The following is a 23,369-nucleotide window of genomic DNA, read 5'->3' as shown; positions in this document are numbered from 1 at the left end:
TGTATCTAAATGTACACTCAGTCTAGACATTCCTCCTGTCCTCTTAGGGCAGGAGTTTTTTTGTGTATAAAAAAGGAGGAAACAAACATGCAAGCAAAAGAAGTTGTGGATCAAGTAACCATGAAGCGGGCATTGACACGTATCACTTATGAAATCATTGAAAGAAATCAGACGATTCAAGATGTTGTCTTAATTGGGATAAAAACAAGAGGCATTTACATCGCATCAAGAGTTGCCGATCGTTTGAAGCAATTAGAAGGCATCGAAGTTCCGGTCGGAGAGCTGGATATCACATTGTATCGTGATGATAAAAAAGAAACACCAGCTGAAGCAGAACTTCATTCTTCAGATATTCCCGTTTCACTAGAAGGAAAAGAAGTGATTTTGATCGATGACGTCCTTTACACTGGACGAACGATTCGAGCAGCGATGGACGCAGTAATGGACTATGGTCGTCCTAGAAAAATTTCTCTGGCTGTCTTAGTAGACAGGGGACATCGAGAGTTACCGATTCGAGCAGACTATGTTGGGAAAAACATTCCCACAGCTAAAACAGAAGAAATCTTAGTCGAAATGCAAGAACTTGACGGCAAAGATCGAATCATGATTTTGAAAGAGGAAGAATAGAGGAGCGATTGATATGTCAGAACAGAAAAAATTCCATAATCACGATGCGGTTTTAGATATCCACGATCGCCCAAAAACAGGACATTGGATCGGCTTAAGTTTACAACATCTTTTTACGATGTTTGGTGCTACTGTACTTGTGCCGATTTTAGTGGGGATCGATCCAGGGATTGCCTTAGTCAGCTCAGGATTAGGAACATTAGTTTATCTTTTTACTACTAAAGGAAAGATTCCAGCCTACTTGGGTAGTAGCTTTGCCTTTATCGCAGCTATGCAAATGCTGATGAAGACTGACGGTTACCCAGCGATCGCCCAAGGAGCCGTAACGACTGGTCTGGTTTACTTGATCGTCGCATGGATCATCAAAAAGATCGGTTCAGCTTGGTTGGACAAAATTTTACCACCGATTGTCGTTGGTCCCGTGATCATGGTAATCGGCTTAGGGTTAGCAGCGAATGCTGCAACGAACGCAATGTATAACCAAGGCAACTATGATTTTAAATATATTGCCGTGGCACTGATCACTTTAGCATTGACGATTTTCTTCAACATGTGGCTAAAAGGATTTTTAGGACTTATTCCAATTTTGTTAGGGATCATTTGCGGCTACCTCGTTGCTTTACTCTTCGGAATCGTCGATACAAAGCCGATCGCTGATGCTGCATGGTTCGCTTTACCAAACTTCGAGATTCCATTTGTTCAATATGAACCGAAGCTTTACTTAGGAGCAATTACGACGATGGCACCTATCGCTTTCGTTACGATGACGGAACACATTGGACACTTGATGGTCTTGAATAAATTAACAAAACGTAATTTCTTTGAAGAGCCAGGTTTACACAAAACATTGATGGGAGATGGCTTAGCGCAGATCGTCGCAGCTTTCGTCGGTGGTCCTCCAGTTACAAGTTATGGGGAAAATATCGGTGTGTTAGCAATCACTCGTGTACACAGCGTATTCGTCATCGGTGGTGCAGCAGTCTTCGCTGTGATTTTAGGATTTGTGGGCAAATTAAGCGCTTTGATCTTAAGTATCCCCGGACCCGTAATTTCCGGAATCAGCTTTATCTTGTTCGGAGTGATCGCAGCGAGTGGAATGAAGATTTTGATCGAAAATAAAATCGATTTTGATAAAAAGAAAAATCTGTTGATTGCTTCAGTGATCTTAGTGGTCGGAATCGGCGGCTTGGTTTTTGAAGTAGGCACCTTCACGTTATCAGCAATGGCTTTAGCAACTGTACTTGGTATCATTCTGAATCTTATCTTACCCGAAACTTCACGTAGCGAAGAAAAATAAGGAGGAACTATCATGATCATCAAATCAGAACGCATTAGTTTAAAACATTTATTGACAGTGGAAGCTTTAACGGATCAAGAAGTCATGGGCTTGATCCGACGAGGTCAAGAGTTTAAACAAGGAGCAAACTGGACACCACAAAAACCGCAATACTTTGCGACGAATCTGTTTTTTGAAAATAGTACTCGTACGCATAAGAGCTTCGATGTAGCCGAAAAGAAACTAGGCTTAGAAGTGATTGAATTTGAAGCGAGTACGAGTTCTGTACAAAAAGGGGAAACCCTTTATGATACGGTCTTGACGATGTCTGCGCTCGGTGTGGATGTTGCAGTAATCCGTCATGGAGATGAAAATTACTATGATGAATTGATCCAAAGTAAAACGATCCAATGCTCGATTATCAATGGTGGTGACGGAAGTGGCCAACATCCAACACAATGCTTACTTGATTTGATGACGATCTACGAAGAATTTGGTTACTTTGAGGGATTGAAAGTAGCGATCGTCGGGGATATCACACACTCACGAGTAGCAAAATCAAACATGCAAATGCTGAAACGATTAGGAGCACAAGTCTTCTTTTCAGGTCCACGCGAATGGTACGATGAAGAATTTGAAGTCTATGGGCACTACCTGCCATTAGATGAATTATTAGAACAAGTGGATGTCATGATGATGCTTCGCGTACAACATGAACGTCATGATGGGAAAGAAAGTTTTTCAAAAGAAGCCTATCACCAAGAGTATGGATTAACAGTCGAACGTGCGAAGAAATTACAAAAGCATGCGATCATCATGCACCCAGCGCCAGTCAATCGTGATGTCGAATTAGCTGACTCCCTTGTGGAAGGACTACAATCACGAATCGTACAGCAAATGAGCAATGGCGTCTTTGTTAGAATGGCGATCTTAGAAGCAGTACTAAACGGAAAAGCGTAAAGCTAGGAGGAAGAAAAGATGAAAACACTCATTAAAAACGGTCAAATCAATACACGAAAGAATGAAACAACACCTGCAGAAATTTGGATCGAAAACGGAAAAATCAAAGCAATCGGCGAAGGATTTTCCGAGGCTGAATTTGATGAAGTGTTTGATGCCAAAGGACAACTGATCACACCTGGTTTAGTGGACGTCCATGTCCATTTAAGAGAGCCAGGATTTACATACAAGGAGACGATTGCAGCTGGTACTAAAGCAGCAGCAAGAGGCGGCTTTACAACTGTTTGTGCCATGCCTAATCTGAACCCTGTACCTGATACCCCGGAAAAATTAAAACAGGTCTATGACTTGATCAAACGAGATGCAGTGGTCAAAGTCTTGCAATATGCACCGATCACTGAAAATCTTCGAAGTGAAGTCTTAGTGGATCAAGAAGCGATGATTAAAGCAGGAGCATTTGCATTTACGAATGATGGCGTGGGTGTTCAGACCGCAGGAACGATGTATCAAGCCATGAAAGAAGCAGCAAAAAATAACAAAGCACTGGTAGCACATACGGAAGATGAATCATTACTATTCGGTGGAGTGATGCATGCTGGTGATAAAGCAAAAGAACTAGGTTTGCCAGGTATTTTAAGTGTAACTGAATCCTCACAAATCGCACGGGATCTCCTTTTAGCTGAAGCAACAGGTGTGCACTATCACGTCTGTCACGTTTCTACCAAGGAAAGCGTGCGGGTCATTCGTGATGCCAAAAAAGCGGGTATCCACGTTACAGCAGAGGTTTCTCCCCATCATTTGATCTTGATTGATGAAGATATCCCCGAAGACTTCGGCTTTTGGAAAATGAACCCACCATTAAGAGGAAAGGAAGATCGAGAAGCGTTGATCGAAGGACTTCTTGATGGAACGATTGATTGTATTGCGACTGACCACGCGCCACACGGATTAGAAGAAAAAAGCAAAAGTTTCTTAGAATCACCATTTGGGATCGTAGGAAGTGAGACAGCTTTCCAACTCATTTATACGCACTTTGTTGAAACCAATCGTTTCACACTCGAACAAGTGATCAACTGGATGGCTACCAAGCCAGCGGAAATCTTCCAGTTAGAGGCTGGGACATTGACAGTTGGTGCACCTGCTGACGTAGCTGTTTTCGATATTGAACACTCAAGTACAATCGATAAGAAAGATTTCTTATCAAAAGGCGAAAACACACCTTTTGTTGGATGGAACGTCAAGGGCGAAACATTAGGAACATTCGTTGATGGAAAATTGGTGTGGCACAAAGGGGAGTGAAGCAAATGGAACGATTATTGATTTTAGAAGATGGGACAGTTTTTAAAGGAAAAGCATTCGGAGCGAATAATAATGTGTTTGGCGAGATCGTGTTTACTACCAGCATGACAGGCTATCAAGAAACGATCACAGACCAAAGTTTCAATGGGCAAATCATTACCTTTACGTATCCGATGGTGGGAAATTACGGTGTCAACCGTGATGATTATGAATCTATCGCACCAACTTGCAAGGGCGTAGTCGTCAAAGAACATGCGAGAGTGGCTTCTAATTGGCGGAGTCAAATGACATTGGACGAGTTTTTGAAACGAAAAGGTATCCCTGGAATTTCAGGGGTTGATACTCGGGCATTGACACGAAAAATTCGTCAAGTTGGAACGATGAAAGCGAGTATCGTGGATGCTGGTGATTCCTTTGAACATGCTTTTGATCAATTGAAAGCGACCGTTTTAGCTACAAACCAAGTGCAACAAGTCTCAACGAGTAAACCATATCCAAGTCCTGGAACTGGAAAAAATGTGGCTGTCATTGATTTTGGTTTGAAACATAGTATTTTGCGTGAACTAAGTAAAAGAAACTGCAATTTAACCGTATTACCTTATAATACGGATGCAAAAACAATTCTTTCCCTAGCACCAGATGGCGTCATGCTGACGAATGGACCAGGAGATCCAAAAGACGTACCAGAAGCTATTGAAATGATTCGAGAAATCCAAGGGAAAATACCAATTTTCGGGATCTGTTTAGGGCATCAATTGTTTGCCTTAGCTAATGGTGCGGATACCTATAAAATGAAATTTGGTCATCGTGGCTTGAATCATCCTGTCCGAGAAATCGCGACTGGAAGGATCGATTTTACTTCTCAAAATCACGGCTATGCTGTGGATGAAAAAACAGTTGACCCAGATCAGTTGCTGATCACCCATGTAGAAGTAAATGATGGGACTGTGGAAGGAATTAGACATCGCCATTATCCAGCGTTTAGCGTCCAATTCCATCCTGATGCAGCTCCCGGTCCACATGATGCGCTTCATTTATTTGATGAATTTATGGAAATGATGGATGCAGGAGAGGAGAAATAAACATGCCAAAACGTACAGATATCAAAAAAATTATGGTGATTGGATCAGGTCCAATCATCATTGGTCAAGCGGCGGAATTTGACTATGCCGGAACCCAAGCTTGCCTTGCTTTGAAAGAAGAAGGATATGAGGTCGTTTTAGTAAATTCCAATCCCGCAACGATCATGACTGATCAAGAAATTGCCGATCAAGTGTATATCGAACCGATCACACTAGAATTTGTTTCAAGGATCTTGCGAAAAGAACGTCCTGATGCTTTGTTACCGACATTAGGCGGACAAACAGGCTTGAACATGGCAATGGAACTAGCAGAATCTGGTATTTTAGATGAACTAGGCATTGAGCTGTTAGGGACAAAATTATCTGCTATCGATCAAGCAGAGGATCGTGATTTATTTAAAAAGTTGATGGAAGAACTGAATCAACCAATCCCCGAATCTGAAATCGTCACAACTGTTGAAGAAGCAGTCGAATTTGCTAATAAAATTGGCTATCCAATCATCGTTCGTCCCGCTTTCACATTAGGTGGAACGGGTGGTGGAATGTGTAAAAATGAAGAAGAACTTCGAGTGATCGCAGAAAATGGTCTGAGCCTTTCTCCAGTGACCCAATGTTTGATCGAACGCAGTATTGCAGGATTCAAAGAAATTGAATACGAAGTTATGCGTGACTCGGCTGATAATGCCATTGTTGTTTGTAACATGGAAAATTTTGACCCAGTGGGTATCCACACAGGCGATTCGATCGTCTTCGCCCCAAGTCAGACCCTTTCAGATCATGAATACCAGCTGTTGCGTGATGCATCATTAGCGATTATTCGTGCATTGAAAATCGAAGGCGGCTGCAATGTCCAACTTGCACTTGATCCACATAGCTTCAATTATTATGTGATCGAAGTTAACCCACGTGTTTCACGCTCTTCTGCTTTAGCAAGTAAAGCAACTGGTTACCCGATTGCAAAATTAGCGGCTAAGATCGCTTTAGGTTTAACACTTGATGAAATGAAGAATCCGGTAACTGGAACGACTTATGCAGAATTTGAACCAGCTTTGGACTACGTCGTTGCTAAGATTCCTCGTTGGCCATTCGATAAATTTGAGAATGGGGAACGAGTTTTAGGAACTCAAATGAAAGCAACTGGCGAAGTAATGGCGATTGGTCGTAATATTGAAGAATCCCTATTAAAAGCTGTCCGCTCTTTAGAGATCGGGACACACCATTTGGAACTACCAGAACTCAACATGATCGATGATAGTGAACTGATCGAAAAAGTCGTCCGTGCCCAAGACGATCGCTTATTTTATGTCGCAGAGGCGATCCGCCGTGGCTATCCAATTGAAGAACTGGCGGAGTTGACAAAGATCGATTTGTTCTTTTTAGACAAGTTGCTCCATATCGTTGAACTAGAAACTGAACTGTTGGAACACCCACAGGATGCAAACGTCTTACGTACTGTGAAACAAAACGGGTTTACGGATCAAAAGATTGCTGAACTGTGGAAAACTGAAGCAAAGCAAATCAGAGAGCTGCGTGAAAAATCCGACATCAAACCCGTATACAAAATGGTCGATACGTGCGCGGCTGAATTTGCTTCACAGACGCCTTATTTTTATAGCTCATACGAAGTTGAAAATGAAAGTGAACGATCCGCAAAAGATTCTGTCCTTGTCTTAGGCTCTGGACCCATTCGGATCGGTCAAGGGGTCGAGTTTGATTATGCGACGGTCCATTCAGTTAAAGCGATCCAACAAGCAGGTTATGAAGCCATTATCATGAATAGCAATCCAGAAACAGTTTCAACCGATTTCTCGATCTCTGATAAACTGTACTTTGAACCACTGACTTTTGAAGATGTGATGAATGTCATTGAACTTGAACAACCGATTGGGGTAATCGTCCAGTTTGGTGGTCAGACAGCTATCAATTTAGCAGAACCGTTAGTTCAAGCGGGCGTCAAAATTTTAGGAACTACAATTGAAGATTTAGATCGAGCTGAAAACCGTGATTTATTTGAACAAGCGTTAAGAAGCCTGGAAGTACCTCAGCCACTAGGTGATACTGCAACTAGTAAAGAAGAAGCAGTAGGGATCGCTTCAAAAATCGGTTATCCTGTTCTTGTCAGACCAAGTTATGTCTTGGGCGGTCGAGCAATGGAAATCGTTGAAAATCAACAAGATTTGGAAGATTATATGGAACATGCAGTGAAAGCTTCCCCAGAACATCCTGTTTTGATTGACCGTTATTTGCTTGGAAGTGAATGTGAAGTAGATGCCATTTGTGATGGGGAAACAGTTCTAATCCCTGGAATCATGGAACACATTGAACGTGCAGGGGTCCATTCGGGGGATTCCATGGCTGTTTATCCGCCACAAGCACTCTCAGCAGAGATCAAACAAACCATTGAAGACTATACGATTCGCTTAGCTCGTGGTTTAAACTGTATCGGTATGATGAATATCCAATTCGTGATCCACGACAATCAAGTTTACGTGATCGAAGTCAATCCTCGTGCAAGTCGAACGGTTCCGTTTTTAAGTAAAGTTACAGGAATACCAATGGCTCAAATCGCCACAAAAGCGATCTTAGGTGAAAAGTTAAGTGACTTAGGCTTTACGAATGGCTTATATCCAGAATCAAACGCTGTCCATGTGAAAGCTCCTGTATTCTCGTTTACTAAATTGCAACAAGTGGATACCTACTTAGGTCCTGAAATGAAATCTACTGGAGAAGTCATGGGCTCTGATCAAAACTTAGATAAAGCATTATACAAAGCATTTGAAGCATCAGGTCTACGCCTACCAGATTATGGTGCCGTCTTGTTCACGATTGCTGATGAAACTAAAGAAGAAGCGTTAGCACTAGCCAAACGTTTTTCAGAAATTGGTTATAGCCTATTAGCAACTAAGCATACGGCAGCTTATTTTGAAAAAAATGGGCTGATCGTCACGCCTGTTGCTAAAATCTCTGAAAAAGCAACGGAGAAAAATGTTGTTGAGTTGATTCGAGAAGGAAAAGCACAGGTCGTTGTTAATACCATCGATAAAGATCGAGGAAATGCCTCGAAAGACGGATTTATCATTCGCCGAGAAGCAGTTGAACATGGTATTCCTTTATTTACTTCATTAGATACAGCGGATGCGATCATTCGGGTAATGGAGTCTCGAGCTTTTTCGACACAAGCGATTTGATCAGCATATTCTAAAGTGACAGTTCCTATAACGATTAAGTAATAGTTAAAATAGCTTGTAGGCACCTAAACAGAGATAAAAGTGATCATTTTCGTTCGCCTTGTTACTGACATTGGCTGAAAGGATTACTTTTGTCGAGATGTTTGGCAATGAAAAAATCCCAAAGAGGAGAGCAGATATGAAGCAAGAAGTCATGACAATCATTCAACAAACACAACTAGCACCACGTATTTATGAATTGACTTTAAAAGGAGAATTGGTCAAAGAAATGTCAATACCTGGGCAGTTTTTGCACATTCGAGTGCCTAGAGCAGATTTACTTTTACGCCGCCCCATCAGTATCCATTCGATTGATCAACAAAACCACACTTGCCAGATCATCTATCGAATCGAAGGTGAAGGAACGAAAGAATTTTCTACGTTGAAAGCTGGCGATTCTTTAGACGTTTTAGGACCATTAGGCAATGGCTTTGATCTATCTGGGTTGTCCACAGGAGATGAAGTGTTCATCGTAGGGGGAGGTATTGGTATTCCGCCTTTATATGAATTAGCCAAACAACTGAATATGCGGGGCGTAAAAGTCACCAATTTTTTAGGATTTGCATCAAAAGAAGTCATGTACCATGAAGCAAAGTTTCATGAATTAGGTGAAACCAGAGTAGCGACGGATGATGGTACTTATGGGATCCATGGAAACGTCGGGAATCTGCTAATGAGTACTCATAAGCAACCAAAAGCTGTCTTTGCTTGTGGTGCAAATGGTCTCTTAAAAACAGTCGAACAACTTTTTGTGGCTCACCCAAATGTCCAATTGTCCTTAGAATCACGAATGGCTTGCGGTATCGGTGCTTGTTATGCGTGCGTTTGTCATCGACCGGATGATGAAACTGGAACAAAAAGTGTCAAGGTTTGTGATGAAGGGCCAATTTTTAAAGTAGGAGAGGTTGTTTTATGAGTAATCCCTTAGCAATTAAGCTCCCAGGTTTGGAATTGAAAAATCCGATCATGCCAGCCAGTGGATGCTTTGGATTTGGAAAAGAATATGGGAAATATTACGATTTGAATCAATTAGGGTCGATCATGGTCAAGGCGACAACGCCGCATGCAAGGTTTGGTAATCCCACCCCACGTGTGGCAGAAACACCCTCCGGTATGTTGAATGCGATCGGATTGCAAAATCCCGGTCTGGAAGTTGTCATGAATGAACTGTTACCAGAATTAGCTGTCTATCCAGATTTACCTATCATTGCGAATGTCGCTGGTGCCTGTGAAGAAGACTATGTCGAGGTTTGTCGTAAAATTGGTGAAGCGCCAAATGTCAAAGCGATCGAGTTGAATATTTCTTGCCCGAATGTCAAACATGGCGGCATTGCCTTTGGGACAGACCCAGACGTTGCCTTTCAATTGACACAAGCTGTCAAAAAGGTTGCAAGTGTACCAGTTTATGTGAAACTTTCCCCTAATGTGACGGATATCGTGCCCATTGCACAAGCAATCGAAAGCGGTGGGGCAGATGGCTTTACGATGATCAATACACTACTTGGTATGCGTATTGATCTGAAAACACGTCAACCTATTTTAGCCAACCAGACAGGCGGTCTTTCTGGTCCTGCGATCAAACCAGTGGCGATTCGTTTGATCCATCAAGTCGCCGCTGTTTCCGAGTTGCCGATCATTGGTATGGGTGGTGTCCAAACCGTTGACGATGTCTTAGAGATGTTCATGGCAGGAGCCAGTGCCGTGGCAGTAGGAACAGCTAATTTTACGGATCCGTACATTTGTCCGAAACTGATTGAAGAACTACCTGTACGAATGGCAGAATTAGGGATCGAATCCCTCCAACAACTAATCAAAGAAGTAAGAGAGGAACGAATGAAATGAACCAACGACCAATTATTGCTTTAGACTTTTCGACGTGGCAAGAAGTGGAACAATTTATGCAACTATTCCCTGAAGAGGAAAAATTATTTGTAAAAATCGGAATGGAATTATTTTATCAGGAAGGACCGATTATTGTTCGTTGGTTGAAAGATGCCGGACATGAAGTATTTTTAGACTTGAAACTTCATGATATCCCTAATACGGTGGAAAAAGCCATGCGTGGGTTAGCAAAACTAGGCGTGGATATCACTTGTGTCCATGCAGCTGGCGGAATCAAAATGATGCAAGCGGCACTACGTGGGTTAGAAGAAGGAACACCTGCTGGCAAAAAACGCCCATTGTTGTTAGCGATCACTCAGCTTACTTCAACGAGTGAAGCGGATATGCATCATGATCAATTGATCCAAGTTCCCTTAGAAGAAAGTGTGATCCATTATGCGAAATGTGCCGAAGCTGCTGGACTGGATGGCGTTGTTTCTTCTGCCTTAGAAGTGAGTGGCATCAAAACAGCCACCCGCCAAGATTTCATTTGTCTTTCTCCGGGTATCAGACCAGAAGGAAGCGTTGCAGGTGATCAAACGAGGATCGTCACGCCTGCCCAAGCTCGAGGAATTGGTTCAACTTTCATCGTGGTTGGACGACCAATCACTCAAGCGAAAGATCCCTACCAAGCCTATCAAACAATCAAAGAAGAATGGAGTCGATCAATTTGAATACGATTGAAAAGAACATTGCCAAAGATTTGTTAGCTATTGAAGCGGTTTTCTTAAGCCCAAATGAACCATTCACGTGGGCAAGTGGACTAAAAAGCCCGATTTATTGTGACAACCGCATCACGATGAGTTATCCAAAAGTCAGAAAAGCAATTGCTCAAGGGTTAGCAGAAAAAATCAAGCAAGCATTCCCTGACGTGGAGGTCATTGCTGGTACAGCAACAGCAGGAATCCCTCACGCTGCATGGGTGGCAGAAATCTTGGACTTGCCTATGGTTTATATCCGTAGTAAAGCGAAAGATCACGGTAAAGGCAATCAAATCGAAGGACGGATTTTTGAAGGTCAAAAAATGGTTGTGATCGAAGACTTGATTTCGACAGGCCAAAGCGTTTTAGAAGCAACGGAAGCAGCCAAAAGAGAAGGCGCTAATGTATTAGGTGTAGCAGCGATCTTTATGTATGAACTACCAGCAGGTGAAGAAAATTTTGCCAAAGCAGAGTTACCACTATTTACTCTCACGAATTATTCTGTCTTGATCGAAACAGCGTTAGCCGAAAAATATATTGATGAAGCGGAATTAGCCTTGTTAAAAGAATGGAAAAAGAATCCAGCGGACTGGTTAAAACAGTAACGAAGAAAACGAAGATGGAACAAAAACAAAAGACTCAAAAAAGGGCTTTCGTTGAACAAAATCCATGGTATACTAGGATCAAACAAAACAACTGAATGAAACAAAGGAAGCATCCAAGGCGAAAGTTTTGCTATGGACGAGTAGCGCGATTACGGAATTTCGTAAGAAAAAAAATTTCTGCGAGGTTTTAGAGCTATGTTGTTTTGAATGCTTCCAAAACTAAACTTGTGTAGGGCGTGGCTTTGATCCTGTTTTAGAGCTATGTTGTTTTGAATGCTTCCAAAACAGGGACTTACTGGGATAAGTATCCTCTTGAGTTTTAGAGCTATGTTGTTTTGAATGCTTCCAAAACAAAATGAATGAGACGGAAAAATGCGCTACAGTTTTAGAGCTATGTTGTTTTGAATGTTTCTGAACTAATAGTTGCTGTGCTTCGCTTGTCGTTTTTAAGGCGAGGAGCTTACACAGAGTTGGTTTTGAATCTTATGATTATTTTGATGGAAACTAGAGTTGTTTTTCTGGTTTCTATTTTTTTATAGTAAAATTGCGTGATTCTCAGTAAAAAGATTAATTTTTCGTTGATTTACAAACGGGATGTTTGCGAAAGATAGTTATTTAATGATAAAATCATCGGAAAAGTAAAGGGGAGGCTATTTTATGGGATTGAATGAATTTATTTTAGGTTTGAATAATTTGGAAAAAATTACACGAGCGCCAGGGTTCTTTAAATTTACTGAACATACGGTAGCCGCTCATTCTTATCGAGTGGCTTCGATTGCTCAAGTCTTAGGTGACATTGAAGAGGTTCATGGTCAAGCGATCGATTGGAAATTACTTTATGAAAAAGCGTTAAATCACGATTACACAGAACGTTTTATCGGGGATATCAAAACACCGGTCAAGTATGCAAATAAAGAGTTACGGGGAATGTTACAAACAGTTGAAGAAAAGATGACGGATGAGTTCATCAACCAAGAGATTCCGGAAGAGTTTCAAGAAGTATACCGCCGGCGATTGTTTGAAGGAAAAGATGACACAGTGGAAGGTGAGTTATTAGCAATCTCTGATAAAGTCGATCTATTGTATGAATCATTTGAAGAGATCATCAAGAACAATCCAGAAAAAGTATATAAAGAGATGTTTATTGAAGCGGTAACTACGATCAAAGGGTTTGAGCATCGTCCTTCTGTCAAGTATTTCTTCAACGAGATTTTCCCTGAATTACTGAATCAAGAATTTTATGGAAAAGAAGACTTTTTAGCGACTGTTTCCACGATCGTTAAAAATAGTCAACAATAGAAAATTTTGCAAAGATGCAGGAGGAATAAAAGTGAAAAAGAATATGGATGTTGAATGGGGATATACGGGAGAAAGAGGACCAGAACATTGGGCTGAATTATGCGACTGGTTTGCTAAAGGTGCGGCGTTTGAATTGCAGTCGCCCATTCCATTGACCACTTGTGAACCAGCGAAGGATCAATCAGATACCATTGCTTTTCATTATCAGAAGCAACGGTTTACAGATAAAGAATTTAAAAATACGATCCACTTGGTTCCTTATGATCAGCTTAGTTATGTCGAATTTAAAGGTCAGAAATATTATCTCACAGATATCCATTTTCATATGCCTTCTGAACATCTGATCAATGGGAATCAAGAAGATATCGAGTTCCACTTTGTTCATATGAATGCCAAAAAAGAAAATTTAGTTGTTGGTGTGATGTTTCAGCTAACGACGGATGAAGGTTGGTTGTATGATCGAGACAATGGCGATAGTTGGGATGTAGAAAAACATGAACATTGGACCAATCCAATGGTTCTTTTTCCTGAACAAAAAAGCCATTACCATTATGTCGGCTCTTTAACTACGCCACCAACGAGTGGACCAATCCAATGGTTTGTCATGGATCAAGTGCAAAAACTAAATAAAGATTTCTTGATTCCTTTTAAAGGACAGTATGCACAACCAAACAACCGTCCGCTCCAACCGTTGAAAAATCGTCCAATCAGTTATTTTGTGAGGGATCATCAGTGAACTTCCAACAATTAAAATATGTAATTGCTGTAGCGAACAATGGGAGTTTCAGAGAAGCAGCTAAAAAACTCTATGTCGCACAACCAAGTCTTTCCGCAGGAATCAAAGAATTAGAAACCGAGTTAGGGATCACGCTGTTCACTCGAACGAATCGAGGGGCGTATCTGACCGAGGAAGGACAAGAGTTTATAAAAAGAGCGGAACGGATTCTCTTACAGTTAGAGTCTTTAGAAAATTATTATTTGACGAATGAGAAGCGTGAAAGCTTTTCAATTGCTTCGCAACATTATGATTTCTTAGGTCCTTTAACAGCAAAGTTGATCTCTTCTTTCAAAAGTGAGATCAAACAGTTTCGTATCATTGAAACAACGACTGCTAATGTGATTGAAGAAGTGAAGGATCAGCATAGTGAGATTGGGATTCTTTATATGAATGAACACAATCAAGCAGGGATCAAGCGCTACTTAGAGCAAGGGGAGCTAGTTGCCCATTCATTAGGAGAATTTCAAACGCACATTTTTTTACGTCAGGGACATCCGCTCAGTGAGAAGAAAGAAATTTTTAAAGAAGAATTACTTCCTTATCCCCAAGTGAGATTTACACAAGATGGCAATAATTTTCCTTATTTTTATGAAGACTTGATTGAAAGTCCTGATCAAGAAACGGTTATCTATACGAGTGATCGGGGAACATTGATGAATATCGTGTTAGAAACAGATGCTTATGCTTCAGGTTCTGGGCTGGTCATTGGTGAGATCAAAGAGTATTTACGTTTGATTCCATTGGCAAATAGTCCCCAAAATGAATTGTACGTGATTTATTCAGCTAAGCGCCAATTAAGCGAAATTGCACAAAAATTCATGGAAAGTCTAACCGTTTTACTAAGTCAGATCAAAACAAATTGAAAAAGCTCTTTGTCAATAAGGGCTGATGAGTGGTGTAAAATCAAATCTGGGTCAGAATGAACCTCATTCTGCCTCAGATATTTTTTGTGTTTTGAAAGACAATGAGACAAAATAAATACCAAGTAATATTTTTTTCTTCACATTATTTAAGTCTCCTTAAAAGGTGTTAGATAGCACTTTCAACAAAAAAACGCTTTCTTATTCTGATATATTATATACTTTAAGTTATGTAAAAAAATTTCATAAAATATGTGTTTTACGTCATAATCGCTAATATTTACTCCTCCGTAATTGTTTAACTAAACCAATTTTTCATGGTATTTTTTTAGATATCTATCACTAAATTATCTCTCGCTACTCCTTATAGTAATTTATCTAGTTGATTGATTTGTAAAATACGATCAACCTGTACAAATGAACAATGAATAAATTTATAAATTACCTTTATAAAATATAATAACAATTGTAAATTATTTGTATGCAAAAAATTTCGAATTTTTATATCAAAACCTTAATCTATATCCTAAAATGAATTGAATTTCGTTGCTCTTATTGACTGTGGATGTGGAAATAATTTTTTATAAATAAAGGACAATACAGAAAAAATGAACGATTATGACATGAAAACTATTTTTTATGACTTTTATATATATAATTTGATTTCTCTGTTATGATTTATTCAGAAAGCGCTTTCTGTTTTTGGGTTTCGAGGTAATAGAAAATGAAAAATAAGTTTATCTTATCTTTAGATATTTTAACTATTGGAATTTGCGTATCTGAAAGCAAAATCTCTGGATATGCTTCTACAATAAATGAACCATCTACTGTGGCAGATAGTAGCCAAGAATTAACTCTTTTAGATAAAAATGTAGTAGCTAAGGTAAATATCTATTAAAAGTGAAGCGTCTCTATGTGCACTCTATCGTTGGGTACAAAAATAGGAACGTGAAGGACTAGTTGGTTTGATTAGAAAGACTCGAACAGACTTTGGGCAAATTAAAGTTTCAGACGTTAGATTTTTGGTCTAACTTTTGATGATCGGTGCATTATGGCTTTTGAAACAGAATTTTTTCTGTATAAGTTTTTATTTTCCGTAGGATAAGTGAAAATCATTAAATGAAAAGGAGATTGATGGCATATGAGATTAGACAAAATGATAGTTACTTTTATTAATGCTTTAAGCATAGCAAGTGGAATAGGCGGAGCAAGGGCACTGCCTAGTTTAGACAACCAAAATCAAGGGAGGGGATTAGGAAAAGTACTAGATTTAGAAAACAGGAATGAAACCACCCGCTTATCTGATAAAACTTATTCACACAAAAAACTACACTCAAAACACAGAAATAAGGGGAACTTAAAACATTTAGATAAAATACAAGATGATGTTTCAAGACAGCCATATTCTGCTAAAAAATTTTTACATAAAAAAATAAAGAATCTTATTAAGCAAGAAGAGACAGATTTTAAAAAATTAAAAGAGGGAATTTCTACTGAAAGTTCTATAGAAGTTAATCAATTACAAACGAATCTCCGGCGGGTTCAAAATTTTTGCTCGAAATTCCGTAAACTAAGAAATGATATAGTAATTGAATATGGTAAAATGACACAGCAAAAGGTAAATTTAAGAAAGCATAAAATAAAGAACAAAAAAATGCTTAAAGAATGCTATAAAGAAATAAAAGTTTTAAGTACAAATAAAAAGCATATCGACTATCTTATATCCAATTGTAAAGACATGGTAAATCAATTACAAGAGTCTATAGAATCAAAGAAAACCCATTCTGTGAGCACAAGTAAATCAACTATGACAACATCACACACAGAGCAACCTACGACAACATCACACACAGAGCAACCTACGACAACATCACGCACAGAGCAACCTACTATTTCTCTACAAGAAACAGAACGTATTCTAATAAGAAGTAAAAAACTTATATCCCAGTTCAACGAGGGAACTCAACAAATCAATGCTTTCCGTAGGCAAGAAAAAGAGTTACTTTTACTATTACAGAATCAGAATAGGACTCAATTTGAAAATCCTCGTAATATTAGTGACGTAAAAGTAGACCTTAATGAGATAAATCGTAACATAATTCCAAAATTAGAGTCGGAAAAATTTCATATTAAAGCTGAAATAATTAAGGAGGTAAATCATATAAATTCGCTTGAAGGCCAAGGGAAAATAAGTCCTTTTGAAGCAAAAAAGTTTCTTAATGAGTATAATAAACTCAATATTAACTTTGCTAAAGAAAGAAACAAAAGAGACATATCATTGAAACAGAACCTTTCAAAAAAACTAGAAAGTATAGTTTTAAATAATTCAGAGAAACCTATTGCACAAAATACAACTATATCTATGACAAGATAGTCTACAAAAAGTGTGTAAACCTTGGCTCTTTGTCAATAAGGACTGATGAGTGGTGTAAAATCAAATCTGGGTCAGAATGAACCTCATTCTGTCTCAGATTTTTTTGTTATTTCATGTTGATTAATTGATTAATCAAAAAAACCCTAAGTTATCACAAAGAAAACAAAAAGAAATACAAGGAGAATCCATTTAACGTGGAAAACTGGCACTACCTTGAAGAACAAGATGAATACATTTGCCCAGCGAATCGTCCGATACCGTTCAAAAATGATAGTCGAAAGATAAAGGTGGCTTTATTCAAGATTTCAAAATCTATGAATGTGAGGATTGTCGGAACTGTCCAGTCAGTCGTTAATGTACGCGTGCGAAAAGTGAACAAAAGCGAAAAATTCAAGTAAATAATAATTGGCGCTATTTCAAAGCAGAATGCAGAAAAAAGCTTTTAGAGGAGAAAATCGAGGTCGAACCAGTGTTCGGGCATCTAAAGACTCACTTGGCGTTCCATCGTTTCCATTTGCGTGGGAAACAAGGAGCAACGATTAATATTGGTTTGGCACTGATGGCATTAAATTTAAGAAAATTAGGAAAATATATGGAGAGGAAAATGTACATAATAGAAAAAATAAGTTCGATTTTGACACTAGCCATCAAAGTCGAACTTATTTTCTTTTTGAGAAAGAACTATTGTCCCACTCTCAAATTATAGAGCCATTGAAAAAGTGGTTGAACGATCGACAACAGCGATCGTTTGACCGCTTTTTCTTTTCCTCCTATTTTTCGTTTTTATGAAAAATAAACTGAATTTGTTGAAAAAAGAAATAACAACGTTGTTAGCTTATGGTGATTAATGGCAATAGATAGAATACATGCTTGTTACAGTGAGGGTTCTTAAAAGATACAGATAAATCGGTTTATAAAACACCATTATTAATACAGTTAAAAAACAGATAGAAGATGAGTAAAAAAGTTGCTTTTTTACGAATACTCCGCCATTATAGAAACAGTTAGTATTTAGGAAGCGTTTTTTATTCAAATAGAAAATCAATAAGCTGATTTATCTATTTTTATCAAACAGTTTGATAAGGTGTACTATTTTTCATTGGAGGAACAGATGATTGAATTGATCAATGTAACTAAAAGCTATGAAGGCACGCAAGCGGTAAAGAATATTCATTTGACAATCGAACCAGGCGAGATCATCGGAATCGTGGGAAAAAGCGGTTCTGGTAAATCCACGTTACTTCGTTTGTTGAACTTAATGGAAGAACCTAGTAGTGGGGAAATCTTAATCGATAGTGTGGCCGTTCAAAAGTTGAACAAAAAAGAAAAAAGGCAGCAAAAACAAAAAATGGGGATGATTTTCCAAAACCATAATCTATTAGATAACTTGAAGGTCTATGAAAACGTAGAATTACCATTGAAGCTGCAAAAGAAAAAGAATCGTGAAAAAATCGATTATTTATTAAATTTTGTTGGGATGGCTCATAAAGCTGCTGTATATCCAGTAAAACTATCTGGCGGTGAAAAGCAACGAGTGTCGATTGCTCGGGCGTTGACACGTGACCCAGAAATTTTATTGTGTGATGAAGCCACCAGCTCACTAGATGAAGAAAATACGGAAAGTGTGATTCGTTTATTGCATAAAGTCCATGAAGAATTCCAGCCGACAATTTTCTTTGTTAGTCACGAATTAGAAACCGTGAAAAGCTTATGCCAACGAATTTTGGTCATGGAAAATGGCGAGTTGATTGGCGAATTAAGAAATCACCCACAACGTTATACGGAAGAAAACTTGACGTATTTTAAAAAAATAAAAAGGAGCTTAGCGCAATGATTCATTCACAAAGCATGATGGAGTATTGGCCAGCGCTACTGACCAGTCTCGAAGAAACGGGCATCATGATGGCTATTTCGATGGGCGTGTGTGTGGTTGGCGGATTGCCACTAGGTTTAGGGTTGTTTTTGACGAATCCTAAAGTTCGAGGTCATTATCCTTGGATTTATTGGACTTTGAATTTTTTAGTCACAGTGATCCGCTCTTTTCCATATCTATTATTTGTGATTGCGTTGATCCCAGTAACTCGCGCGGTATTAGGCAAAGCCTTTGGTCCTATACCAGCTTCTGTACCACTTAGTATCATTGCGATCACTATCTTTGCCCGGCTAGTTGAACAGGTCTTGCTGGATGTTTCTGACGAAACTTATGCATTGGCTAATTCATTAGGGACGAATCGCTTCCAATATATCTGGCATTTTTTACTAGTAGAAGCGAGAAGTGGTTTAGTCTTGGCGTATACGACGACGACTGTCAGTATGGTTTCCTATTCGACAGTCATGGGAGTCATTGGTGGTGGCGGAATTGGTGATTTTGCTGTTCGTGTCGGTTATCAACGCTATGAATATGGGGTCATGTATGTCGCCATTGTAATCATGATCGTCTTAGTCTTTATTTTACAAATGCTGGGAAACTTTGTTGCTCAGACACTGGATAAACGAAAATAGGAGGAAGAAGAATGAAGAAGTTTTATTTGATTGGTTTCGCAATGATTGCGATCTTAACTTTAGCAGCTTGTGAAGGTCATTCAGCGGATAAAGACAAAAAGGAAATCAAAGTGGCTGTTCAGTTAGAGTCATCAAAAGATATTTTGGAGATTGCCAAAAAAGAAGCGGAGAAACAGGGTTACACCATTGATATTATGGAAGTAAGTGACAATGTAGCTTATAATGATGCCGTTCAACATGATGAAGCAGATGCCAATTTTGCACAGCATGAACCGTTTATGGCAATGTTCAATCAAGAAAAAAAAGCAGATTTAGTCGCCGTTCAACCCATTTATTATTTTGCGGGGGGCTTTTATTCCAAAAACTATAAGAATGCTGATCAATTGCCCAAAAATGCTAAAGTCGGTATTCCAAGCGATCCAACAAATGAAGGTCGGGCATTAGCGATCTTAAATAAAAATGGTGTTATCAAATTAAAGGATAACATGGGGTTCAACGGTACAGTGGCGGATATCGTTGACAATCCTAAAAATCTTCAATTTGAACGAATCGATTTATTGAATCTAGTAAAAGCCTATGATGAAAAAGACATTGCGATGGTCTTTTGTTACCCTGCTTACTTAGAACCAGCGGGCTTATCGACCAAAGATGCGATCTTACTGGAAGATGAAGCTGCCAGCAAACATTACGCTTTGCAATTGGTAACGAGAGAAGGGGAAAAAGACAGCGAGAAAATCAACGTATTGAAAAAAGCAATGACGACGAAAGAAGTCGCTGAGTATATTAAGAAAAATTCGAAAGGCGCAAATATTCCAGCTTTTTAAAAGAACGAAGTAAGTGAGAAGGAATCAACAAAACGCCTGTTTTTAACAAACGAGTAAGGGTGGCATTCGACATCCTACTCGTTTTTTTGCTGTCATGAAAGACAAGAGTGAAGTGCTTGGATGAACCCGTTCAAAGATAGCAATAGACTAGATAATAGAAACAAGTGCCTGTTCCAGAAAAATCATCCGATATTTTCTGGAAGGGGCACTTGTCATGTTAGCGAATAAAAAGGGGAGTGCTTACTCATCGATGATGGCCAGATGCGATACTGTTGACTAGATTAAATTGCATTACATCAGTTAGTCATCTGTTTCATCTTGTTGATCTTTTCTTCTTCTGGAGTAACAATGATCGTTTTTTGATTTTCATAAATCACATAGCCTGGTTTTGCGCCATTCGGTTTGCGCAAATGCTTGACTTGAACCAAGTCCACGGGCACTTGGGCAGAATGACGGTATTTTGAGAAATAAGCAGCTAATTCAGCGGCTTCAGTTATCGTTTCATCAGATGGCTGGTCACTTTTGATAATGACATGAGAGCCAGGGATATTTTTGGCGTGGAGCCAATAGTCTGTTTTCTTCGCCGTTTTTAAGGAAAGTTGATCATTTTGAAGATTGTTTTTCCCTACCAAGATCAACGTACCATCAGTAGAAAGATATTGATCTGGCTGTGAAGGTTTCTTGCGTTTTTGTTTTTTCGAAGATTTCTTTTTTAAATAACCTTCTGCTGTCAATTCTTCTTTGATCACTTCGATATCCATAGGTCCAGCAATCTCTAATTGGGACAAGACAGATTCTAAATAATCGATCTCGTTTTTAGCTTCTTCGATCTGTTTACCAATCAACTTGACGGCATTTTTTAGTTTTTGGTAGCGATGGAAATATTTTTGGGCATTTTGATTGGGCGTTAATGCTGGATCAAGCTTGATTGTGATCGGCCGATCTTCTTCATAATAATTAGGCAATGTTACTTCATTTGCGCCCCGAGGTACTTGAGCCATAAAAGTAGTTAATAGTTCGCCATCTCGACGATAATCTTCGGCATTTTCCGAATCTTTTAAGGTCTGCTCCCGTTTTTTCAGTTTATTTCTGTTTCGCTTAAGCTCGTTTTCAATCTTGCGGATGAGCTCGCCACCTTGTTGTTTGGCACGGTCTTTTTCTGCTTTTTCTTGATAAAACGCATCTAATAACGCACTGAGAGTCGGGTACATCTTTTTTTGTTGCGTATTTGAGTCAAAGAAACGATAGTTGATCGGCGTAAAATATTCTTTCTCCGCTACTTCATAAAGGCTAGGGGAGAGTTGGGTGTCGATTGCTGTGAAGAATTCTTGCCATACCAACATTTTTTCATTGGGGCGTTCTGTTAAGCGAGCTACCAATTCTTGCGCAGTATCAAAACCGATTCCTTGAAATTGTTGTTGGATTCCTTTTGGTGTCAAGTCCATTTGAGAAAGCCGATGGAAGACTTTTTCTTTTTCCTGACTAAAGGGATTCAGCTGGTTTTGTTCAGGTGGAGCAATATAGTCTACACCAGGCAGAAGGGAACGATAAGTATTTTGTGAACTACCAATATGCTTGATCGCATCTAAGATTTTTCCTGATTCTTTATTCACTAAGATGATCGTGCTATGACGTCCCATGAGTTCCACAATTAAAATGATATTTTGGAGATCTCCTAGTTCGTCTCGTTTCGTGAAATGAAAGTGGATCACTCGGTCGTTTTCGATTTGTTCGATCGACTCCAAAATTGCCCCATCAAGATGCTTGCGTAACATCATCACAAAGTTCGGTGGTGTGTCTGGATTTTGATAGTCGATCTGAGTGATCTGGATTCGAGCATAACTAGGATGTGCAGATAAGAGCAAACGCTGATTTTTACCACGTGAGCGAATCACTAATACGACTTCATTTTCGTAAGGTTGGTGGATTTTAGAAATCCGACCAGATAATAGAGTCTCACGCAATTCATTGATCATTGCATGAGTAAAGACACCATCAAAGGACATGGTTTATTCCTCATTTCTTTTCATAAGTAGTTTCATTATAACGAAAAAAACGTAGAAAGACCAATTTACTAGGTAGTTATCAACTGATTTAATCATAAAAAGATACTGGATTGAAAAATAATCGATATTCTTTAAATGTATTTTTTTCTATCTACCTCAAACTTAGGTATAATAAAAGAAAACGAAAAAGAAGGTGATCGCTATGTGGAAAGAGATAAGTGAGACCATCAAAGTCAAATACCATCATTTTTTGGCTGATTTCGATACGCATCCACAACGCTATTTTATGCGTTTATTGTTCGTATTCCTTGTTTCACTGGTCATTACGATCACAATGTTTGTCTTTCCTAAAGATATTAGAGAAGCACAGGTGGAGAGCTTAGTCTATGCAGAAATCAATTCTCTTAAGCTTAAACCTTTGAATATCAATGAAGCATCGCAAACGATTGAAGAAAGTAAAGCTATTTCAGTTTTGTTCAGTGTGCCAAGTGGAGAAATGTATCAAGCATTAATGGACATTTTTCATGATCCAAAAAAAATGGCGGAATTGAATCGCCCTATTTATTTTTACCCATTGGTTTATCAGGTCAATGAATTAGAACAACGCTACGATTTAAAGCAAGAGCATTTGACGGTAATCTTTTTCCAAAATGGCAAAGAAACCAATCGCTTAGTCTATAACGCAAATCAGTTAAGTGATTTCCCTACGCAGCTGATTCCCGAATTAAATCGTTTGCCATTAGCGAATATCAAGAAATTAGAAGAAGAACTTGGGAAAGAAACGCAAACGACTTCGACAAATACTCAACTGGGAACAGATCTTAATGCTGGAAATAAGACGGAATAAAAAAACAGTTGACGAACATGCTAAATTCGATTAGACTTAGATTATTATTAAGGAAAGGGTGATCCACAATGAACTTATCAAACCAATTTTTAGCAGGAACAACTCAAGCTTGGCGTAACTGGCGTAGATAAGTTGTATTGATGGCGAACTTTGACCGTAGATACAACTTTTTAGAGTACAAATCTAAAATTTGTATCTATGCTGGACAAGAAATTTGACTA

At 38.9% G+C, this 23,369-nt stretch carries 20 protein-coding genes, 1 pseudogene and 1 CRISPR repeat array; of the genes and pseudogenes, 20 read left to right on the top strand and 1 reads right to left on the bottom strand.

The features are described 5' to 3' along the window. Positions 1–87 precede the first annotated feature (87 nt). The 19 genes and pseudogenes from pyrR to AB3I12_RS01645 all read left to right on the top strand — a co-directional run bounded on the left by pyrR (position 88) and on the right by AB3I12_RS01645 (position 20,295). A complete protein-coding gene (pyrR, locus tag AB3I12_RS01735; RefSeq protein ID WP_010719217.1) occupies positions 88–627 on the top strand; it encodes a bifunctional pyr operon transcriptional regulator/uracil phosphoribosyltransferase PyrR in 540 nt (179 codons plus the stop codon). A gap of 13 nt (positions 628–640) precedes the next feature. After that, positions 641–1,924 carry a solute carrier family 23 protein gene (locus AB3I12_RS01730; protein ID WP_010719216.1) on the top strand — a complete coding sequence of 428 codons (1,284 nt, stop codon included), beginning with the start codon at positions 641–643 and terminating at the stop codon, positions 1,922–1,924. Positions 1,925–1,936: 12 nt separating this feature from the next. Then, complete coding sequence (locus AB3I12_RS01725) at positions 1,937–2,863, top strand: aspartate carbamoyltransferase catalytic subunit (protein WP_010719215.1); 927 nt, start codon at positions 1,937–1,939, stop codon at positions 2,861–2,863. 18 nt (positions 2,864–2,881) lie between these two features. After that, a complete protein-coding gene (locus AB3I12_RS01720) occupies positions 2,882–4,162 on the top strand; it encodes a dihydroorotase (RefSeq protein WP_063627078.1) in 1,281 nt (426 codons plus the stop codon). Between the two features lie 5 nt (positions 4,163–4,167). Further along, a complete protein-coding gene (locus tag AB3I12_RS01715; protein ID WP_034697869.1) occupies positions 4,168–5,244 on the top strand; it encodes a carbamoyl phosphate synthase small subunit in 1,077 nt (358 codons plus the stop codon). Between the two features lie 2 nt (positions 5,245–5,246). Next, a complete protein-coding gene (carB, locus tag AB3I12_RS01710) occupies positions 5,247–8,432 on the top strand; it encodes a carbamoyl-phosphate synthase large subunit (RefSeq protein ID WP_063627079.1) in 3,186 nt (1,061 codons plus the stop codon). A gap of 178 nt (positions 8,433–8,610) precedes the next feature. Then, positions 8,611–9,387 (top strand): dihydroorotate dehydrogenase electron transfer subunit, encoded by a 777-nt coding sequence (locus AB3I12_RS01705; RefSeq protein WP_063627080.1) that lies wholly within the window; start codon positions 8,611–8,613, stop codon positions 9,385–9,387. Continuing rightward, entirely contained in the window at positions 9,384–10,313 is a 930-nt protein-coding gene (locus tag AB3I12_RS01700) for a dihydroorotate dehydrogenase (protein WP_063627081.1), read from the top strand. The genes AB3I12_RS01705 and AB3I12_RS01700 overlap by 4 nt, the downstream gene beginning before the upstream one ends. After that, positions 10,310–11,026 carry an orotidine-5'-phosphate decarboxylase gene (gene pyrF / locus AB3I12_RS01695; RefSeq protein ID WP_063627082.1) on the top strand — a complete coding sequence of 239 codons (717 nt, stop codon included), beginning with the start codon at positions 10,310–10,312 and terminating at the stop codon, positions 11,024–11,026. The genes AB3I12_RS01700 and pyrF overlap by 4 nt, the downstream gene beginning before the upstream one ends. After that, the gene (gene pyrE / locus AB3I12_RS01690) at positions 11,023–11,658 is read left to right on the top strand and encodes an orotate phosphoribosyltransferase (protein WP_063627083.1); all 636 of its coding nucleotides are present in this window, start codon (positions 11,023–11,025) and stop codon (positions 11,656–11,658) included. Before pyrF ends, pyrE begins: the two co-directional genes overlap by 4 nt. Positions 11,659–11,842: 184 nt before the next feature. Further along, a CRISPR array of direct repeats spans positions 11,843–12,078; the repeat unit is 36 nt; unit sequence GTTTTAGAGCTATGTTGTTTTGAATGCTTCCAAAAC. 237 nt (positions 12,079–12,315) lie between these two features. Beyond that, positions 12,316–12,957, top strand: a complete 642-nt coding sequence (locus AB3I12_RS01685) for a YfbR-like 5'-deoxynucleotidase (RefSeq protein ID WP_010719207.1) — start codon at positions 12,316–12,318, stop codon at positions 12,955–12,957. Between the two features lie 31 nt (positions 12,958–12,988). Next, positions 12,989–13,693, top strand: a complete 705-nt coding sequence (locus tag AB3I12_RS01680) for a carbonic anhydrase family protein (RefSeq protein WP_063627084.1) — start codon at positions 12,989–12,991, stop codon at positions 13,691–13,693. Next, positions 13,690–14,598 carry a LysR family transcriptional regulator gene (locus tag AB3I12_RS01675; protein WP_063627085.1) on the top strand — a complete coding sequence of 303 codons (909 nt, stop codon included), beginning with the start codon at positions 13,690–13,692 and terminating at the stop codon, positions 14,596–14,598. The genes AB3I12_RS01680 and AB3I12_RS01675 overlap by 4 nt, the downstream gene beginning before the upstream one ends. 721 nt (positions 14,599–15,319) lie before the next feature. Then, entirely contained in the window at positions 15,320–15,493 is a 174-nt protein-coding gene (locus AB3I12_RS01670; RefSeq protein ID WP_179133717.1) for a hypothetical protein, read from the top strand. 243 nt (positions 15,494–15,736) lie between these two features. Next, a complete protein-coding gene (locus AB3I12_RS01665; protein WP_063627086.1) occupies positions 15,737–16,969 on the top strand; it encodes a hypothetical protein in 1,233 nt (410 codons plus the stop codon). Between the two features lie 146 nt (positions 16,970–17,115). Further along, a pseudogene (locus AB3I12_RS01660) lies at positions 17,116–17,675 on the top strand (transposase); the annotation flags it as partial. Positions 17,676–18,080: 405 nt separating this feature from the next. After that, on the top strand, positions 18,081–18,803 hold the full coding sequence (locus AB3I12_RS01655) for an ATP-binding cassette domain-containing protein (protein ID WP_063627088.1): 723 nt from the start codon (positions 18,081–18,083) through the stop codon (positions 18,801–18,803). Next, positions 18,800–19,471 carry a methionine ABC transporter permease gene (locus AB3I12_RS01650; protein WP_063627089.1) on the top strand — a complete coding sequence of 224 codons (672 nt, stop codon included), beginning with the start codon at positions 18,800–18,802 and terminating at the stop codon, positions 19,469–19,471. Before AB3I12_RS01655 ends, AB3I12_RS01650 begins: the two co-directional genes overlap by 4 nt. A gap of 11 nt (positions 19,472–19,482) precedes the next feature. After that, positions 19,483–20,295 carry a MetQ/NlpA family ABC transporter substrate-binding protein gene (locus AB3I12_RS01645; protein WP_063627090.1) on the top strand — a complete coding sequence of 271 codons (813 nt, stop codon included), beginning with the start codon at positions 19,483–19,485 and terminating at the stop codon, positions 20,293–20,295. A 296-nt stretch (positions 20,296–20,591) separates the two neighbouring features. Here AB3I12_RS01645 and efbA read toward each other — a convergent pair whose 3' ends face one another. Continuing rightward, positions 20,592–22,301: a fibronectin-binding protein EfbA gene (gene efbA / locus AB3I12_RS01640; protein WP_010737550.1), complete on the bottom strand. Its 1,710-nt coding sequence runs from the start codon at positions 22,299–22,301 to the stop codon at positions 20,592–20,594. A 202-nt stretch (positions 22,302–22,503) separates the two neighbouring features. Here efbA and AB3I12_RS01635 point away from each other — a divergent pair, with 202 nt between their 5' ends. Then, the gene (locus tag AB3I12_RS01635; protein WP_063627091.1) at positions 22,504–23,148 is read left to right on the top strand and encodes a hypothetical protein; all 645 of its coding nucleotides are present in this window, start codon (positions 22,504–22,506) and stop codon (positions 23,146–23,148) included. The last annotated feature ends 221 nt before the right edge of the window (positions 23,149–23,369 follow it).

The organism is Enterococcus sp. C65 (genome assembly GCF_040887165.1).
GTDB classification, from domain to species: domain Bacteria; phylum Bacillota; class Bacilli; order Lactobacillales; family Enterococcaceae; genus Enterococcus_B; species Enterococcus_B hirae.
The sequence above is the reverse complement of the archived record's forward strand: the minus strand, read 5'-3'. Positions and strand labels throughout refer to the sequence as shown.